A 19,229-nucleotide genomic window follows, 5' to 3' on the forward strand; every position below is an offset into this window, starting at 1 on the left:
AGCGTCGCCGCTACTCGCGCCTCGAACCGGTTTGGCGTGCCGGCGTTGATCCTGTTTATGGCGGTCGGTATGCTGGCCGGTTCTGATGGGCCGGGTAGGATTGTCTTCAATGACGCTGCTCTAGCTCAACTGATCGGCGTGATCGCCCTAATCTATATTCTCTTTTCTGGTGGGCTAGATACTGACTGGACGAATATTCGTCCGGTGCTGCTCGAAGGTCTCGTACTTGCGAACGTTGGAGTACTAGTCAGTACAATCATTGCCGCTGTCGGTGCGTGGCTGATCCTTGGTTTTGATTGGCCGCTCGCGCTCTTGCTTGGGGCAATCATCTCCTCAACAGACGCAGCAGCAGTGTTTAGCGTGATGCGCACACGCGGTATTCATCTCAAGCACCAGCTCGAACCGCTGATTGAACTCGAATCGGGTAGTAACGATCCGATCGCGGTCTTTCTCACTATTGGGATTACCCAATTACTTATCAACCCACAGGCTTCGATCTTCGATCTCGTGCCGGCATTTATTTTCCAAATGCTGCTGGGCGTAGCCGGCGGCTACGCTTTTGGCCGCTTGATGATCTGGGTCATCAACCGTATCCGGCTGCAACAAGAGGGGCTGTACGTTGTCTTAACAATGGCGCTAACGCTGCTCACGTATGGCTTTACCGCCCTCATTGGCGGCAACGGCTTTTTAGCGGTCTATCTAGCCGGCATCATGCTCGGCAATGCCAACATTGTGCATAAGCGCTCGATCCTGCGCTTTCACGACGGGATTGCGTGGCTTAGCCAGATCGCAATGTTTCTGGTGCTTGGGCTACTCATCTTCCCCTCGCAATTACCGGCAGTAGCCGGGCAAGGGTTGGCAATGGCACTGTGGCTCGTCTTCGTCGCCCGCCCACTGTCAGTGATCATCTCGCTCGGTTGGACACGCCGCTCGCTCGCGCAACTGCTCATGATTTCGTGGGCCGGCTTGCGCGGTGCAGTCCCAATTGTGCTAGCTACCTTTCCCCTGCTAGCCGGCATTCCCGATGCACCACTCCTGTTTAACCTTGTCTTCTTTATCGTGCTAGTATCAGTGTTAGTCCAAGGCGTCTCGATAAGCTGGGTTGCCCGATGGCTCGGCGTGATGAGCGATCGACCGGAAAGCACCGATAGCCATCTCTTTGTGCCTGAAGTCAGTGGTGCCAGCCAAATTCTTGAAGCGCATATTCCGCCTGATTCGACGCTAGTGGGTAAATCGCTGATCGACGCTGATCTGCCACGCGGGTTGCTGATCGTTCAAATTCAACGCGAAGGCGGCTATATTATCCCTAACGGCAGCACCGTCTTCGCACCGGGCGACCGGCTCGTCTTGCTGGTTGCGCCAGCAGCGTTACCGGCGATTACCGACCTCTGTGCGAGTTGCAGTCTCAAGCCGATTGGGCCGATCCAGATCGGCGCGCAGGGGCAAGTGCAGGCGCGGGAAACAAACGTCAGTGCGGATTGAGGGCACAGCAGCGCTGTGCCCGTACCGCAGAGGCGATTAATCGTTCAATTCAACCTGATCGCCGCTGGTGGTGAAGATGATCTTTTCGGCCATGTTGAGCGCTCGGTCAGAGACCCGCTCGAAGTTGTGAGCAATGAAGAGCAGATCAGCGGTTTCGGGAGGGGTGAGTTTGGCAACCAACGCGCGCTTCAACTGCTTATACTCATGGTCGATCTCATCTTCGTGGGCGATAATGTCTTTGATCACATCGGTGCCGCCGTTCTCGAGCGCCGCCAATATGCGATCAAGGTTCGCCCGTGCCGTCTTGCCTAACGTCACCAGCTCGTTAGGCGCGACCAATGGCCCCCGATTAGGATCAGGGCTACCGGCTACCATCTTGGCAGTGCTTTTGGCATAATCGGCGATCCGCTCCAACTCGTAACTCATTGCCATTGCCGCCACAATCCGCCGCAGATCGCGCGCCACCGGCTGCTGGGTCGCGATCAGGTTAATGGCCTGCTGCTCGATTGCCCCTTTGGCTACGTTGAGTGCTGCATCGCCTGCCACCACCGCCTTGGCTAATTCAACATCGCCGCGCTCTAGCGCCGCAATGGCCTGCTCAAGCGCCGCACTCACGGCGCGCCCCATTTCCACCACCTGCTTGCGCAGGGCATCCAATTCCTGATCAAAGTGTTCACGCGGTCGCATGAAGGCTACTCCTTCCTCATGTACTGCTCCCGTATTTCTAGCATACACGCTTTACCGCAATTCCGCTAGTAGGGACAATGAATGCGAAACCGCCACCGCATGAAGACGTGCATCCGTGCTATACTGAGCGCGGCTAGCAGCAGCTTGCTGCTAGGCTCATGGTTTCGGGCTTTGTTACCCGGAGGAACTATGTCAACGCTTATCGAAGCGATCATTGCTCGCGAGGTGCTTGACTCGCGCGGCAACCCGACGATCGAGGTCGATGTTCGGTTGGAAAGTGGCGATGTAGGGCGGGCGATTGTGCCGAGCGGCGCATCAACCGGCGCGCACGAGGCGCTTGAGCTGCGCGATGGCGATACGTCGCGCTACAACGGAAAGGGTGTGCTCAAGGCGGTACAAGCGGTGAATGAAGATATTGCTGAGGCACTGATCGGCTTTGACGCCGCCGATCAGATTGCGCTCGACCACGAGCTGATCGCGCTCGACGGTACGCCCAACAAGAGCAAGCTGGGTGCGAACGCGATTTTGGGTGTGTCACTGGCGGCTGCTAAAGCTGCCGCTGCCGCATTCGGCATGCCGCTCTACCGCTACCTTGGCGGTGTCTATGCTCATGTGTTGCCGGTGCCGATGATGAACATTATGAACGGTGGCCAGCATGCGACCAATAGCACCGACTTTCAGGAGTTTATGATTATGCCGGTCGGTGCCGAGAGCTTCCGCGAGGGCCTGCGCTGGGGCGCCGAGGTTTACCACGCGCTCAAGAAGGTCATTCACGATCGCGGTTTTAGCACGACGGTGGGTGATGAGGGCGGCTTTGCGCCGAGCTTGCCGACCAACGATGCCCCGCTGCAATTGATTATGGAAGCGATCGAGAAGGCTGGCTATCGGCCCGGCGAGCAGATTTTCATTGCACTTGATCCGGCTACGACGGAAATTTACGAAGACGGCAAGTATCATCTCAAGCGCGAGGGTCGTGCGCTGACCAGCGCCGAGATGGTTGATTATTGGGTTGATCTGGTCAACCGCTACCCGATCATCTCGCTCGAAGACGGCTTGGCCGAAGATGACTGGGAAGGCTGGACACTTCTCCGCGCCAAGTTGGGCGATAAAATCCAACTTGTCGGCGATGACTTTCTGGTCACGAACGTGCAACGGTTGCAGCGAGCGATTGATGCTCACGCCGCCAACTCGATCTTGATTAAGCTAAACCAAATTGGTTCACTGACCGAGACGCTGAGCGCGATCCAGTTGGCGCAACGCAGTGGTTGGACGGCTGTAGTATCACACCGTTCGGGTGAGAGCGAGGATGTAACGATTGCCGATCTCGTGGTAGCGACAAATGCCGGCCAGATCAAGACCGGCGCGCCGGCCCGCACTGACCGCATCGCGAAGTACAACCAGTTGCTGCGGATCGAGGAGGAATTGGGCAGCGCGGCGAAATACGCCGGACGGAGCGCGTTTAAGGTATAGGAAGGGGCAGCGCGGCGCTTTGCCCCCAATATGAACAAGCGTTGCGTTACCCGACACAAGGGGCGGAGCGTTGCTCCGCCCCTACGATTTATTACCGCTTTATTACCGCTGATCGACGGGGACGTAATCACGCCGCTGCGGGCCGATGTACACTTGCCGCGGGCGGGTGATCTTCTGCTCGGGGTCTTCAAGCATCTCAAGCCACTGCGCCAACCAACCCGACGCGCGCGGAATCGCGAACAGGAAGGGGAAGTACTCGATTGGGAAGCGCAACGCCTGATAGATCAAGCCGCTGTAGAAGTCCACATTCGGGTAGAGCTTGCGCGAGATGAAGTACTCGTCTTCCAACGCCGTCCGCTCTAGCTCCATCGCCACATCGAGCAGCGGGTTGGACGCCGTGGCCGCAAAGACTTCGTGCGCGATCTTGCGGATGATCTTAGCGCGCGGATCGTAATTCTTGTACACGCGGTGACCGAAGCCCATCAGGCGCATTTCACCCTTCTTCACCCGCTCGATGAATCCCGGCACATTCTTGGGATGGCCAATCTGCTGCAACATCCGCAGCACTGCCTCGTTGGCGCCGCCGTGGAGCGGGCCATAGAGCGCCGCCGCCGCCGCCGCCAGCGCATTGTAGGGATCAGCATGGCTTGACCCGACGCTGCGCATCACCGACGTCGAGCAGTTCTGTTCGTGATCGGCGTGCAGAATGAAGAGCACGTCCAGCGCTTTGGCCAGCACTGGGTTGACCTCGTAATCGCGCTGGTTCATGTAATCCATCATATAGAGCAGGTTGGCGGTATAGCTGAGCGAGCTGTCGGGCAGGTTGAAGGGCCGGCCAATCCGGTGGCGGTAAGCGAAGGCGGCAATGGTCGGAATCTGGCCGATAATGCGCCAAATCTGCTTCTCGCGCACCGCCGGATCGTGAATATTCTTTGCTTCGGGATAAAGGGTTGACATCGCCGCGACCGAGCTGATCAGGATGCCCATCGGGTGTGCGTCGTAGCGGAAGGCTTGGATCAGCTCGACGAGGCTGTTGTGTAGGAAGAGGTGCCGACTAATGCGGTACTCCCACCATGCGAGCCGCTCTTTGGAAGGCAATTCACCGTAGAGCAGCAGATACGCTACCTCAAGGTACGAGCTTTGCTCGGCGAGTTGCTCGATCGGGTAGCCGCGATACTCCAAAATCCCTTTATCACCGTCAATGTAGGTAATGCTACTCTTGCACGAAGCGGTATTGAGGTAGGCCGGATCATACGATACTAAACCGAAATCGTCATCATCAACTTTGATCTGCCGCAGGGCAGTGGCGCGAATGGTACCATGCTCAATCGGGATTTCATACGTCTTACCGGTGCGATTGTCGGTAACGGTGAGGGTGTTTTTGCTCATAGCCGTGCTCTTTCGTAATACAACTGCATCGCCATTGATACGTCTGGCCGTCCACGCTGATGCCGGCGGCTCGGTAGCGACGGCACGCATGTTATATGGCGTTGTGGTTTAATGCTATTGTACCAAAAGTTGTAACAGATTGCACAGGCTTGCCGAAAAGTGACTGCAACCGGTCTAATCGGGTTGTTAGGCGTCATCCGGCACAATGACTTCAACAGGAATGCGCCACACCGGTTCGCTGGCGTCGCGCAATGTCACCAACTCGAGCGAAGGCCAGCGGTAACTGCCCACCACCAGCCAGTAGCGACCCGGTGGCAGATTGGCGGGCATGGCTAGCCGGCGATCATCAATGATCACTTCACCAGCTTGCCACAAGCTGGTCGGGCGCCCGCCAGCCGCCGGCGGACCATCGGCATCAGCGATTCGCTCATCGCGGTCGTTACGTAGCTGGAGCATCATGCTGCGTTCATCGAGATTGCTACGCAACGCCTGCCACCAGAGCGTGATGGCCACTGTATCGCCGGCAGTGACTCGTTCGGCGAGCAGATCGTAGCCGCGCAATAGTATATCTTCGCCAAATTGGGCCGCGAGCGGTTGCAGCGGACGATCGATACGGGCTGCCATGAGCGGGTATTGGGCCACCCAATCGAGCGTGATACCGCCGACGCGATCGATCGTGAAGGCGAAGAGGTCAACCGGCGTGAGCAGCGCCCGTTGGTCGGTGCCGACCCATAAGCGGGCAGTGTACGATCCGGGCAAAACTGCACCTTGCTGTACCCCCAACGGCAATGGCTCACCGGCAGCGCTGTAGGCGGCCGACGCACCGGTTGCAAGATCAATCGCCACCGTTGCCGGTTGGGTTGTCACTGCTGGCCCAAAGCGCAGGCCGTAGCGACCAAAGAGCGTTCCTTGTCGCCGATCCCATAGTTCGAGCGCCACCACCAACGGCCCGCTGTCAGGATTGAGCATTGTAATCGTAGTGGCGACACGTAACCCATCGGCCACACTTGCCGCGCTGAGCGCGACACTGTGGGTAATCTCGCCGGCGCTGGCAGGCGGTATCGCCAGCAGACTCACCGCCCGCAACTGGATAGGGGTAGCGCCGGCTTGGATGGCGAGGGTGTGCGGCGTGGTCAGCGGCCCAATCGTGATTGCGCCAAGACCTGCCGGTACCGCGTAACGCTGGCCATCAATGAACAGCTCAGCCGGGGTGAGGGTGACGGTTTGGAGCTGAATCCAGCGCGTTGCCTGCTCTTGATTGGAGAATGGGGTGGCGAGAGACAGCCGATTGGCAGATAGCGAAATGGTGACGGATTGCCCCCCATCCACCATCTGCACTAACCGCACATGGGAAAGCAACCCTTCTGGTCGCTGGTAGAGCCGGTACGATCCGCCGCTCCATATCGGCGGATCGGCGTAGCCCCACAGGGTCGGGTCTTCGTCGCGTTGTAAGAGAGCATAATCGGCGACGGCATCGGGTTCGCCCGCACTCGATGAGGCGTAGCCGGTGCGCACATCACCCCAGACAACAGCGTGATCGAGCAGATAGGCCGCTAGACCACTGGTGACACCTTGCACGCGCGGGTCGCTAGTCAGCCAGACGGTGCTGCCGGCAGGCACCAAGCGACGCAATTCGCCCAGCGCAGGCAATTCGTTGGCAAACAGGCCGGGTTGTGACCAATGATCGGCCACTACTCGCCCGCCGGTGAAGGCTACGGCGCCGCCGATGATCACGGTTGTGCCGCCGGCAACCAACCGGCGCAGCCATTGCGGGCGCGTGGGCAGACGTTCGAGCGTCGCCTGCAAACCGCTAGCCGCCAACGCGCCGGCCAACCAACCCACATACGCCGCCGCCTTGAGGTAGCCATAGTGGTATTCCGCCCCAAAGCGCAAGTAGAGCAGAAACCCGCCTGCGCCGGCCAGCAGGCCAAACCAGCGACCGCGCTGTGGCCCGGCTAGCAAGCCATAGCCGGCGAAACCCGCTAACGTGATTGCTGCCAACCAAGTGAACAGAGAAAGGGGTTCGGGCGCTTCGCGCAGGCGGAAGAGAGTCAACCCCACAATATCACTCAGCGGTACGAAGCGAAACAAGCCGAGCGTGGTCAGCGGCAGGCTGTAGCGAAATTTAAACCCGGCGAAATAGTCAGGAATGGTCGGAGCGGCCAAGACTAGGGTCATGAGGACAAGAATCAGTGCCCGCCGGATCAACGGCCAACGTAGGGGCGTTTGCCAGAGCGTGACGATCCCACTGCCGGCGGCCATCAACCCGATTGGGCCAAGGGCCGGGTAATAGGCAACTGGAATGGCGGCCAAACCGATGGCGGCGGCGATTAAGGTATGAAACTGCTGACCGGAAGCCGGCTGCACCACGGCCAGACCGAGGGTAAGCGCCAGCGGAATGAGCGGCCACGCCGCCAGTTGCATGCCAAAATTGAAAAAGCTTGTCCAGAGCAACAGGCCGTTGAGCGCAGCCAGCAGCGCGCCGAAGGCTGCCGGACCGCGCCGCAGTTCAAACAGCGCCTGCAAGAGCACATAGATGCCAATCACACCAAGCGCGCGCAGCCATGCCAGCAGCGGGGCAAAACTCAACAGCGGTTCGCCGCCGCTAAGGAGATCAACGCACCCTTGCCAGACACTGAAACCGAGCGTCAAGCCAATGCGGGGAGGGTCAGCATTAATATCGCGCAGGGGGTTGGCGGGTGCGGTTGCAATCGCGCTCACCGGGCCGTGAGTGAGATAACGCGCGGTCGGCCAGTAGTTTTCGACATCCCAGCCACCGCCGATGGGAGCGGCATAACCGTAGTTAACGAGTGGGGCGACGCCGATAGCGACACCGACCAGCGCTGCTAGCAGCGCCGGCCAATGCATGCGCAGCGCTGCGGCGAGGTTGGGAGGGCCGGTGCGCCGCCACGCCAGCCCATTAAGCAGGCCGCCGAGCAGGAGCAGTAACCCTAACGCCGGTCTTAATCCGCCCACCAACCGCACCACCCAATAACCAGCGAGGATGGTGAGGGTATAGCCTAGCAAAGGCGCCAACAATGGCCGCCACGGTTGCAAAGTGGCCGGCAGCAACAACCGCGCTAAGCCCCAGCCATTCCAGAGGGCAAGGGCGCTGGCGACGAACAGGGTCAACCCAACGTGCATAATCTCATTCATAGTGCGATAGGTAGGGCCGCCCGGCTAGGTGCCCTATCACCGTTGTCAACCGATCGATTACCGTTGCAGCGCCGCCCCCGGCTGGCGCACCATCAACCACAAAACCACGACCGCCGCCAGATTCAAACTGACCGCCACCCCGATCAACAGCGGCAGTGAGACATCGTACAACACGCCAAGTACGGCGCTGCCAGCAAACCAGCTCAGACCAAAGCCGGCGTTAAACAGACCATAGGCCGCACCACGGCGCTCAGCCGGCGCTAACTGGGCCACTGCCGCGCGCAGGATCGATTCCTGCGCACCAAGCGCAATCCCCCAGATCATCACGCCGAGCACTGCCGCAATCAGGCTAGCACTAAAGAGCAGCGGTGCGCTCAACGTCGCCAGCGCCGTCACGCCAATCAACGTCTGCAAACCGATCCGATCGTAGAGAATGCCAAAGCCTAACGCCGCTACCGCGTCAACCACCATCGCCAGCGCATAGAGCGCCGGGATCGCGGCAGCGGGCAAGAGCTGGGTGCGCTGGAAATGGAAAGCGGCGAGCGCAAAATCAACGCTGGCAGCGGCAAACAAGCTCACACTGACAATGTAGAGCCAAAAGCGACGGTTAAAGCCAGTTGTAGTAAGCGACGGTATCTTGCCAGCCAAATCAGCCGGCTGCGGAAACATTGCTCTCGCCGCCAACAAGACGGCCAGACAGAGCAAGCCGGGCACGATCAGAATCCCAAATGCGAACTGAAAGCTGCCGCCAGCGGCCAGCACCGCCGCCAACGCAAGCGGCGCCGCCACTGCCCCCACCTGATCGAGCGCCTCGTGCAAGCCAAACCCCTTGCCGGAACCAACCCGATCGGCGGCATACGAGATCAGCGTATCTTTGGCCGGGCTGCGCAACGCCTTGCTAAGCCGCTCGACCATCAACAAGCCAACCGCCAGCGGCCACGCATTGGCCAGCGCCAGCATCGGCACTGCGATGATGGTCAGCGTATAACCAAGGATGGTCATTAGCCAATAGCGCCGGGTGCGATCGCTGAGATAGCCAAACACCAAGCGCAAACCATAACCGATCAACTCGCCAACGCCGGCGGTAATCCCCACCACAGCACCACTCGCGCCAAGCAAAGCCAAATACTGCCCGCTCAAACTCCGCCCGCCTTCATAGACCATATCGGCCAGCAGGCTCACTACCCCCATCAGCACAATAAATTGCACCGCGCGCCGGTGCGTAACAGTCAGGGTTTGCATAGCTAATCCTTTACATCAAGCACGTCTGCGCTCAGCAAACGCTGCCAGCGCATACCATAGTGCGACTGCTGCCAGCCGGGCTGTGCGGTCATCAATATCGTACTGCGGATTCAGTTCGCTAAACTCGATCAGGCGCGTGCGCGGATCAGCACCGGCCACCATTGCCAGCGCCACCAGCTCATCGCCGCTCATGCCAAGCGGGTTAGGCGCGCTCACGCCGGGCGCTTCGGCAGATTGTACCACATCTAGATCGAAGCCCCAGCCTATACTGGCCGCATCGCTGGCAGCTAACAATGCCCGCACCGTCGCTGCAACACCAGCGCGACGCGCTTCGCTCAGCTCGACGATCGTTGCGCCGCGTTCACGCAAATAGGCGGTATACACTGGCGAATTGGCATGGAGTTGTGCGCCAATCACCCAATACCGGTGCGGGTCAATCAAGCCAGATTCGATCAATTGGCGATAAGGAGTGCCGCTATTGGCCGGTTGATCGGCACGCACATCATAGTGAGCATCAATATTGATCGCTAGAGCAGGCACTGGCGCAGCGACAGCCAACGCTGCCATATCGGGGAGACTGATGTCATTACCGCCGCCGAGACTCATCAACAATTTGCCGTCAGCGATAATCTGGGCAGCCACGTCACGGTGAAGAGCATGAATCGCCTCAAGCTCGCCCTCAACCGGCACATCACCGAGATCGCAGATGGGCAGATCGACCATCCCGGCCACACCGAGGCGGTAGAAGCAACGCCGGATTGCAGTTGGCCCTTGGGCAGCGCCAGCCCGGCCCCGATTGCGTTGCACGCCAAGGTCTTGCGGGCAACCGAGGATCACCACCGCAGCAGAATCATAACCGGCGACGCCGGGGATCACCACCTCACCCAGCCGCCGGTCGTTGGGGTCATCACGGCGATAAAACAGCTCACTTGCGGGCACAATGAGCTGTTGGAAGAGCGGATTCACTGGCGGAAGAAATCGATCACTTGGCTGCGTTCTTCTTCGCTCGGCATCAACTCAATGAACGTGATCCGATGCCACGGAAAGATCACTGCTTGCACACCCGCAGCCAGATAAGGCACCGGCTTGCCATCACGCTTGCGCATATTGGTGACTTTGATAAAGAGATCGCCGGGCTGTGGTTCCTGATCTATATCGGCCAGCAGCGGATCCTCGCCAGTGAGATGCAGAATGACGGTTTTTGGCATAGCAAAGCCTCCGCGAACACAACTTACGAACTCACTTCAAAACGCACCAGCAACATCCCAAACTGCACCTCATCACCGTGCTGCAACGGCATTGGCTGGCCGGGAGGCAGGCGCTGGCGGTTGAGAAACGTCCCATTTGAGCTACCGAGATCTTCGAGGGCGTAATGATTGTGTGAACACACGATCCGGGCATGGCGGCGCGAGACACCGGCATCATACCCGCCATCGAGACTGAAATCAACATCGGGGAAAAAGCCGCGCTGCTGGTCTTTGCGCCCGATCAGCAATTCCGGCGCCGCTGGCAACTCAATCCGCCGGCCCGAACTCAGTACGACCAAGGCAATGGCCGGCCCAGTCGCCGGGTTCGCCGGCGCGGGCAGAACGGTTGGCTCATCTTCAATCTGGGGTGCTGCTTCAGCAGCCGCTCGATTAAGCGAAGCGGTGGTTTGGCGTTGCGGTTTGGTACTGATCAGGCTGGCACCGCAGACGGTGCAGAAAATCGTGCCATCGAGTTGTTGGGCTTGACAGTAGCTACAAATAATCATTGTGGTCGTTTGCTCCGGCCTATGATTGCTCTTCGCGCCCAATAAGGCCACGAGTGCCATACTTGATCCGTTTACGCCCTTCAGCGCTCGCCTGCCCGGAACGGAGCAAGCGGGTCGCCTCTTCCTGCACGGTGCGGGCCAATTCAACTTGCCCCGCTTCAAAGAGGCGCGTGCCGGCCATTTGCAAGCGCCGGGTTGCCTCTTCTAGTTTGCCTTCTTCGGCGGCTTGCCATGCACTGGCCTGCAACCGGTAAGCCACCAACCGTTCCAACCAGTGCTTGACTGTAGGGTCAACATCATCACCAACCTCATCAGGATCGCGAAACGCGACCGGCAGCGCCTGCTCGTGGCTCTGGGTCGCGCTATCGCTGCCCGGTGTGCGGTAACGCAGATTGAGGCGCAGCAAGGTATGGCGGCCAACTGGCCACGGTGGCACGACCATTTCCAGCAACAACGCTTGGGTGTCGCTCTCAGGCCAATCGCCGAGCGCCGCCGTCCAGACAAAATCAGCCTCTTCAATCACCGGCAGCGGCCCGATAAACGGGCGCACCCGATCGAGCGAGCGCACCAACGCCTGCGGTGGCAAGGCCAGCCGCACATGCACATCTTGCGCAAACAGATTCTGCATGCGCTCAACTTCAGCGGTGAAGATTTTCGTAATTTCGCTAGCAGAAGTGATGTAGTGGGTACGACTATTCTCGCGGGCGGCGATCGTCTCAAGCAGGTCTTCATTCCATTCGCTGCCGATGCCCAGTGCCGTAATTCCGATCCCGCGCGCCTGCGCGCGGCGGGCAATCTCGACACAGCGACCTTCATCGCCATAAGTACGGCCATCGGTCAGCAACAACAACCGATGGACCGCGCGCGGCATCATGGCCCGTTGCAATTCTTGCACCCCCAGCGCCAACCCGGTTGCCATCTCGGTACCGCCGGTAGCCTCAATCGCGCTGATGTGGCGCTTCATTTCCTGCCGCGCCCGCGCAAGTTGAGCGGGAATCACTACCTCGGCGCGATCGTTAAATGTTACCAGCGCAAAGCTTTCGTTATCGCCAAGCAGGTCGAGGATCTGCATCGCCGCCTGCTTGACCTGCTGCAACCGTTCGCCACGCATCGAGGAGCTACGATCAATCACCAAACAGAGGTTGAGCGGCAAGCGCGGCATCTTGGTCGCACCACCTTGCGCCGACAATTCGATCAGCGCATAGAGCAACTGCGACTCGGCGATCGCCGGCAATACACTACGGCTTGGCGTGATGCGCACGTCAACCTTGCTCATCGCTGGCCCTCATCGAGCGGCAACGACACCACGACTGCTGAGATATTGTCATCGCCGCCGGCCAAGTTGGCCAGCGCGATCAACTCGCGGCAGACATCGTGCGGCCATGGACTATGCTGCAACGCCTGTTCAATCGCCTTTTCTTCAACCATGCTCCACAGGCCATCACTACATAAAACGATATGAGAGCAATTATTGAGCTGGTGATAGACGAAATCGACCGCTACCTGCGGCTGCTGCCCCACAGTCCGATAGAGCTGGTTACGCAACGGATGCTCACGCGCCTCGTCAGGATCGAGCTGACCAAGCGCAATCAACCGTCCCACCGTTGAATGGTCGGTCGTGAGTTGGCGCAACCCGCCCGGTTCGCAGACGTAGCACCGCGAATCACCGACGTGCGCAACGTAGAGACCGTGACCAATCACCAACGCCGCTGTGCAAGTCGTCCCCATATCGGAACCGAGCGCCTGAGATTCGCGCCAAATCGCGGCATTCGCCTCTTGTACCGACTCGATCATCAGCGGTTGCAACGCCTCGAGCAAGCCATCTTCGATCACCGGTAAGACGAGGCGTTCCAACACATTGGTCAACACCGTTTGCACCGCCAACCGGCTCGCCACTTCGCCGCCCTGATGGCCGCCCATGCCATCAGCTACGACAAACAAACCCACCGGTACATCAGCGCCTTCACGCGGCAGGGTCATAATCATTGCTAACACGCAATCTTGATTCGTTTCCCGCACCCGGCCAATATCGCGTAGCGCGGCAGCGGCAAAGCCTTGCGCCGAGCGATGCAGTGTCAACGCCGGTTGGGAATCTTGCCCAATCTGGCGAGTGCCATCTTCTTCGGGCGGGGTCAGCCCCATCTGTACCAACCGTTCTGACGGTAAGACCACCGGAAACGACGGTTGCGTGGGGGAGTCATCGTGAGCTGGCACAGTTTCGTCCGGCATAGCGACACCATTCCCTTACCCTGCAAATCACGCTTTGAGCGCATAGAGATGATGATCCATTGAGCCAATATAGACCACGCCATTGACAATCATCGGTGATGAGACGATTGGGCCATCGGTGAGGTATTTCCAGATCAATTGGCCGCTGCCGGCATCGAGACAGTAGACTGCCTGATCAACAGCACCAAAATAGAGCCGGCCACCTTCGGCTCGCGGTGACGAGGTAATCTGGCTGCCAACCTCATACTTCCAGACCAAACGCCCGTTCTTGGTGTCGAGCGCGTACATATTGCCATCGACACCGCCGACAAACACCCGCGTGCCAACCACGAACGGCGAGGAGTTGATGTAATGGCCGGTGCGGAAGCGCCATGCCGGCCAGCCGCCTTCGGCATCGAGCGCATAGAGGTTTTGGTCGAGCGAACCGACAAAGACCAACCCATCACTGTAAGCCGGCGACGAACGCACCGGCTGTTGGGTGCGCTGCTTCCACTTGACGGCGCCAGTGCGCACATCGAGGCAATAGACATTGCCATCATCACCGCCGATAAAGATTGAAGAACCATTGATACACGCCGACGAGCGGATCGGATTCCACGTGCGGTACTTCCAGATCAACGTGCCTCGGAGACCATCGATCGCATACACATGTTGATCATCTGAACCGACAAAGATCACGCGGTCTTCAACGCGCGGCGACGAACGGATCGGCTTATCGGTGCGGAATGTCCAGCGCGGGTTGCCGCGCCGCATATCGAGCGCATAGAGCGAACCATCTTCCGAACCGATATAGACCATATCTTGCCAAACGACCGGCGACGAGCTGATGCCGCCTTGAGTGGCATACTTCCAACGAAACTCGCCGCGAGCGGCATCAACCGCATAGATATTGGTATCGTAGCAGCCGACAAAGACCAAACCGCCGCTAACGAACGGTGATGATCGCACCTCGTCTTCGCACTTAAACCGCCAGACCAGCTCAGTTGTTTGCCCGCTTTTCCCTTTCCCGACTGCCGGAACAGCAACTACCGGCTTCCCCCCAACCGTCTCGGCCAAGGATGGCACGGTGAGCAACGCCTGCCGGAACTCTTCGGCGCTCTGCCAGCGGGCCGCCATGTCATATTCGAGCGCACGCATCACCACGGCTTCCATTTCTGGCGAAACCGCGGGGTTAATCTGGCGGATGGGACGTTCTTGGAAGGTGAAAGGCGTTTCGAGGCGCGGATCAGTATTTGTGAGCAGATGGTGCAACGTCGCGCCGAGCGCATAAATATCGCCGACCGGCTCGGCCACGCCACGGTACTGTTCGGGCGGCGAGTAGCCTTCGGTGCCGATCATTGTGCCCTTGCGATCAATGCGGTTGAGGTTGCGAGCAATACCAAAGTCGATGAGCACAATCTGATCATCGTCGACCACCATCACGTTTGATGGCTTCATATCACGAAAGACGATTGGTTCCGGCTTATGATTGTGCAAGTATGAAAGCACCTCGCAGATCTGCAATGCCCACCGCGCAACCCGTGCTTCGTCAAGCGGCTTGCCGTTTTCTTCCAACACCGTCTCAAGGTCTTTGCCGGGGATAAATTCGAGGACGAGGTAGACTTTGCCGTGCTCTTCAAAGAAGTCGTAGACTTTAGGAATAGCAGGGTGTTGCAGGGTAGCCAACAAACCAGCTTCGCGCTGAAAATTCTTGAGATTGAGCAAACGTGTTTGTGAGTCGGGCGCGCTCTGCGCCATTTCTTTAATCGCACAATAGCGGACAACATCTTTGAACCGCAAGTCGCGCCCACGGTAAACGACGCTCATACCGCCAATACCGATTGGCCCCTCGACATAGTAACGCCCTTGGAGAACGGTACCGGCGTTGAGCATGACCGGCGTTACCGGCGCTGGCTGACCAGCGGGCCGCGCCGCCATCTGGCGCGTGCCATCGTCTGCTTCGCTAATAGGCCGCGCCGCCATCTGGCGCGTGCCATCGTCAGGCGCAGATGACGGCGTAGATGGGCTGATCTGGCGCGTGCCATCATCAGCAGCGCCGCCTTCGGGAGGTTGTGCGTTGACAGATTTGGTACCAACCCGCTTGATCAAACCCATGAGTCACCTCGTCCATTAGGTATGCCAGCAATAGTGAGACATATTGGCAAATCTGTCCCTCTATTATAGAAGGTGTTGTTCGCTTCGGCAACCGTATCAAGGCACAATACAGAGCGGCGCACGGCTGTGCGGCGGCAACGGAGACGCACGGCCGTGCGTCTGGACAGAACTAGCGCGGCGGTTGCCACCCTTGCACGCGGGCAATCGCCATCCGCCACCGTTCGGCACGGGCCTCCCGTTCGGCGGCGGTTGTGCGCGGCCTAAACCGCGTAGCCGTATCATCAACTAGCGCCGGTAAGGTCTGCAGCGACCACACACCGGCCCCGATCCCAGCTAGCAGAGCCACACCGCGGGCCGTGGTTTCGGTATCGCGGGCGCGCACGAGCGTCACCCCGCTCAGATCGGCTTGAATTTGGCAAGCCAGATCGCTGGCCGCCAAGCCGCCGCCTACCCGCAATTCGGCAATCGTTAACCTAGCCTCGGCCTGCATCGTCGCTAGAATATCGGCCAATTGAAAGCCGATCGACTCGTAGAAGGCGCGGGCGATATGGCCTACTTTCACGCCCAACGCCAAGCCAAAGAGCGCGCCGCGCGCACTGCGATCTTCGCTCGGCACGCCTAACCCATTAAGCGCGGGCACAAAAACCACACCGCCACTGTCGGGCACCGTCGCCGCTTGCCGGTCAAGATCGGCGACGCGCCGCACCAAACCAAGCTCACGTAGCCAATTGGCCGCCGCGCCGGTGGTCGTCATATCAGCTTCGAGGGCATAGGTTGGCGCACCGCCAATTTCCCACGCCAAATAGGTCTTGCAGATACCTTGCGGCGGCGCATGCGGGCCAACCACTGCGTTCACAAACGAGGCGGTGCCGTGGGTCGCCGCCGCTTGGCCGGGAGAACGGCAATCGTAGCCAAACAGGGCCGATTGCTGGTCGGTGATCATTGCCAACACCGGCACGGCTGTACCATCGATGTGCAACTCGCCGAACTGGTGAACCGTCGGGCGAGGGATAGGTAGTGCCGCACGCGGAATCTGTAGCGCTGCGATCCACTCATCCCACAGAGCGCGCCGGCGTGGATCATAGACGGTCATCGCCTGCAACAGCGAGTGGTCGAGCGCGTGCTCTGCCGGGCAGCCGAGCGCCTGTACGATCCACCCAGCGGCCAACGACACCCGCAACACACCTTGCTCGGCGGCACGGCGAAACGCGGTATCGTGCTGCATGCGCCATGCTAGGTGCATCGCGCTGGCATACGGGCCGGGAAACTGGCCCAACCGTTCGCGCCGCTGCGGCCCCAACGGCGTATCAGCCAACGCCGCCACCAATGGCGCAGTGCGTAAATCTTGCCACGTGATTGCATTGCCAATTGGGCGACCGGTGCGGGCATGCCACGCAAAGACGGTATCACGCTGCGAGGTGATCCCGCAGGCGATCAGATCATTGCCACGCACGCCAGCGCGGGCAAGCGCCTCATTGATCGCCTCGGCTACGCTGCGCGCAATCGCGCGCGGTCGCTGCTCGACCCAACCCGGCTGCGGATAGACCCGGCCTACTGCACGGTAGCCATACCCTCGCACTTGGCCTTCATCATCGTAGATTACGGCGCGGCTGCCGCTGCCGCCTTGATCAATAGCAAGAATGTAACGTTTGGTCACGCACTGCCCCGTCATATATTAGGCGAATGAGGGGCATTATAACACGTTGCAGCACGCGATCAGGGGCTGCGCAGATGTCTATGCAATCGATTATAATATCGCCATTGGGAGCCGCACGGCTGTGCGGCTCTACGGTTGTTCAAAGATTAGATGGGCAGCCGCACGGCTGTGCGGTGCTACGATAGGAATTATGGCTCACTTTATTATTACTGCGCGCGATCCGGACAGCCGCGCCCGCGCTGGCGTGTTGCAAACCGCTCACGGCGCGGTCGCGACGCCGGTCTTTATGCCGGTCGGCACGCGCGCCACGGTCAAATCACTCAGCCCGCACGAACTGCGCGACCACGGCGCGTCAATCATTCTCGGCAATACCTACCATCTCTATCTCCAGCCCGGCCACGAGCTGATCGCACGCCACGGCGGTCTGCACGGCTTTATGAGCTGGGACGGCCCCATCCTAACCGACAGCGGCGGGTTTCAGGTCTTTTCGTTGGTCTACGGCGGGATTGCCGACGAGGTCAAAGGCCGCCGGCCTGCCCACCCATCCCGCTTGAACGATATGGTGACAGTGACCGAAGAGGCGGTTATCTTCAAATCGTACCTTGACGGATCGCGCCACGTCTTTACGCCGGAACGGAGCATCGAGGTGCAACACCATCTAGGCGCTGACGTGATCGTCTGCTTCGATGAACTGCCGCCGTTCCGAGCCGGTTACGACTACACTGCGCAAAGCATGGCCCGCACGCACCGCTGGGCCGAACGCTGCCTCACAACGCACCAGCAGCGTAACCGTGCCGCGTTGCCCAACCCCGACCAATTGCTGTTTGGGATCGTCCATGGCGGCATCTTCCCTGATCTACGCCGCACGAGCGCCGAAGTCATCGGGAGTATGGGCTTCGATGGTCTTTGTATCGGGGGATCATTAGGCGCGAACAAAGAGCAGATGTACGAGGTCGTGGATATGACTGTGCCCTACCTGCCCGACAGTATGGCTCGCCACCTTTTGGGAGTCGGCGATGTCGATGATTTGTTGGAAGGAGTGGCGCGGGGCATCGATATGTTCGATTGCGTCAGCCCAACCCGGCTAGGGCGGCACGGCGCGGCGCTGGTGCGCAACCGCGAGCGGAATTGGCGGCTCAACGTGACTAATGCCTCATTACGCGATGATCCGGGGCCGTTGCAAGCCGGCTGCACCTGCTATACCTGCCGCCACTTCTCGCGCGCCTACATCCATCATCTCTACCGCTCGAAAGAGCTGCTCGGCATCAGGCTGGTCAGCCTGCATAACGTCGCTTTCCTGCTTAACCTGATGGCCGAAGTGCGCGCGGCGCTAGCAGCCGGCAGGTTTGGCGAATTGTATGCCGAATGGTTGGGGAAACCGTTGATCAGCGTGACGCGGTAATATCCCGCGATAGAAGGCGGACAGCGCGGCAGACCACCCAATTATCGCCGCCGTTCGATCGCGCGATTGATCTGTTCGAGCACTCGCGAATGTGCCTCTTGAACCGAACGAGGCGCATCAGCGCGTAGCTGACGCTCAGTGTGAAATTGGTGAATGCTGCGCAGCACGAGCATAACTCCGCCGAGTATCGTCAGTACCAGCATCCCCCACGGCAAAAACAGGATCACCATTGGTGTCAAGATAGCTGTTTCAATCCGTTCAGCGATCGCAACTTCCGACCACGCAATTCCAGCGTAACGCACCAGATACGTAATAACGAGTGCCGCATTGACAATCCCGAGTATTGCACCGATCAGACGATGCGACCACTCGTAGGCATTTTCCAGCCCCATCTCGATAATGATGTCAATGTTATAGCCAACAATCAACGCCAGCAGGAGTAAACTGTTCAGCGCGAGAAAGAGTGGCCAGCCGCCGGCAAATCCGATCCGCGCCAGTAGATTCACGACCCCGTCACGCCAGAGATCTACTAACACGGTGCCGATAAGTGTGCCGCCCAAGGCAAACCCGCTCGGCCATGCGCCACGGCGCAATCCGATAACGGTGAAAAGGATGAGGATTGCTAGCGCACCCGCATCGACAATCATGCTACCGCTCCTTGTTGATGA

Annotated in this window: 15 protein-coding genes; 3 read left to right on the forward strand and 12 right to left on the reverse strand. The window is 59.3% G+C overall.

Annotation, left to right across the window (positions count from 1 at the left end; all coding sequences use genetic code 11):
* A partial coding sequence (locus Q1A59_RS03290; RefSeq protein WP_298405748.1) for a potassium/proton antiporter occupies positions 1 to 1,482 on the forward strand: 1,482 nt, incomplete at its 5' end.
* A gap of 36 nt (positions 1,483 to 1,518) precedes the next feature.
* On the opposite strand, the gene phoU is transcribed toward Q1A59_RS03290, so the two are convergent.
* A complete protein-coding gene (gene phoU, locus Q1A59_RS03295; RefSeq protein ID WP_298405747.1) occupies positions 1,519 to 2,169 on the reverse strand; it encodes a phosphate signaling complex protein PhoU in 651 nt (216 codons plus the stop codon).
* 189 nt (positions 2,170 to 2,358) lie between these two features.
* Between phoU and eno the strand changes: the two genes are divergently transcribed.
* The gene (eno, locus tag Q1A59_RS03300) at positions 2,359 to 3,639 is read left to right on the forward strand and encodes a phosphopyruvate hydratase (protein ID WP_298405746.1); all 1,281 of its coding nucleotides are present in this window, start codon (positions 2,359 to 2,361) and stop codon (positions 3,637 to 3,639) included.
* A gap of 102 nt (positions 3,640 to 3,741) precedes the next feature.
* On the opposite strand, the gene Q1A59_RS03305 is transcribed toward eno, so the two are convergent.
* The 10 genes from Q1A59_RS03305 to Q1A59_RS03350 form a co-directional block, all read right to left on the reverse strand.
* On the reverse strand, positions 3,742 to 5,028 hold the full coding sequence (locus Q1A59_RS03305; RefSeq protein ID WP_298405745.1) for a citrate synthase: 1,287 nt from the start codon (positions 5,026 to 5,028) through the stop codon (positions 3,742 to 3,744).
* Between the two features lie 186 nt (positions 5,029 to 5,214).
* The gene (locus Q1A59_RS03310) at positions 5,215 to 8,184 is read right to left on the reverse strand and encodes a hypothetical protein (RefSeq protein WP_299643848.1); all 2,970 of its coding nucleotides are present in this window, start codon (positions 8,182 to 8,184) and stop codon (positions 5,215 to 5,217) included.
* 57 nt (positions 8,185 to 8,241) lie between these two features.
* Complete coding sequence (locus Q1A59_RS03315; RefSeq protein WP_298405743.1) at positions 8,242 to 9,426, reverse strand: MFS transporter; 1,185 nt, start codon at positions 9,424 to 9,426, stop codon at positions 8,242 to 8,244.
* Positions 9,427 to 9,441: 15 nt separating this feature from the next.
* Complete coding sequence (locus tag Q1A59_RS03320; protein ID WP_298405742.1) at positions 9,442 to 10,392, reverse strand: formimidoylglutamase; 951 nt, start codon at positions 10,390 to 10,392, stop codon at positions 9,442 to 9,444.
* Positions 10,389 to 10,634, reverse strand: a complete 246-nt coding sequence (locus tag Q1A59_RS03325) for a hypothetical protein (protein ID WP_012259644.1) — start codon at positions 10,632 to 10,634, stop codon at positions 10,389 to 10,391. The genes Q1A59_RS03320 and Q1A59_RS03325 overlap by 4 nt, the downstream gene beginning before the upstream one ends.
* Positions 10,635 to 10,657: 23 nt before the next feature.
* Positions 10,658 to 11,179 (reverse strand): FHA domain-containing protein, encoded by a 522-nt coding sequence (locus Q1A59_RS03330; protein ID WP_298405739.1) that lies wholly within the window; start codon positions 11,177 to 11,179, stop codon positions 10,658 to 10,660.
* Positions 11,180 to 11,198: 19 nt separating this feature from the next.
* Positions 11,199 to 12,455 (reverse strand): VWA domain-containing protein, encoded by a 1,257-nt coding sequence (locus tag Q1A59_RS03335; RefSeq protein WP_298405737.1) that lies wholly within the window; start codon positions 12,453 to 12,455, stop codon positions 11,199 to 11,201.
* Entirely contained in the window at positions 12,452 to 13,408 is a 957-nt protein-coding gene (locus Q1A59_RS03340; protein ID WP_298405735.1) for a PP2C family serine/threonine-protein phosphatase, read from the reverse strand. Before Q1A59_RS03340 ends, Q1A59_RS03335 begins: the two co-directional genes overlap by 4 nt.
* 27 nt (positions 13,409 to 13,435) lie before the next feature.
* A complete protein-coding gene (locus Q1A59_RS03345) occupies positions 13,436 to 15,502 on the reverse strand; it encodes a PQQ-binding-like beta-propeller repeat protein (protein ID WP_299643853.1) in 2,067 nt (688 codons plus the stop codon).
* A 169-nt stretch (positions 15,503 to 15,671) separates the two neighbouring features.
* On the reverse strand, positions 15,672 to 17,159 hold the full coding sequence (locus tag Q1A59_RS03350) for an FGGY family carbohydrate kinase (protein WP_298405731.1): 1,488 nt from the start codon (positions 17,157 to 17,159) through the stop codon (positions 15,672 to 15,674).
* Positions 17,160 to 17,349: 190 nt separating this feature from the next.
* Between Q1A59_RS03350 and tgt the strand changes: the two genes are divergently transcribed.
* Positions 17,350 to 18,561, forward strand: coding sequence for a tRNA guanosine(34) transglycosylase Tgt (gene tgt, locus Q1A59_RS03355; protein ID WP_298405730.1), 1,212 nt, complete (start codon positions 17,350 to 17,352; stop codon positions 18,559 to 18,561).
* 41 nt (positions 18,562 to 18,602) lie between these two features.
* Here tgt and Q1A59_RS03360 read toward each other — a convergent pair whose 3' ends face one another.
* Positions 18,603 to 19,208 (reverse strand): CvpA family protein, encoded by a 606-nt coding sequence (locus Q1A59_RS03360; RefSeq protein ID WP_298405729.1) that lies wholly within the window; start codon positions 19,206 to 19,208, stop codon positions 18,603 to 18,605.
* Positions 19,209 to 19,229: the final 21 nt, after the last annotated feature.

The organism is uncultured Chloroflexus sp., assembly GCF_937951745.1.
In the GTDB taxonomy this organism is placed as follows: Bacteria; Chloroflexota; Chloroflexia; order Chloroflexales; family Chloroflexaceae; genus Chloroflexus.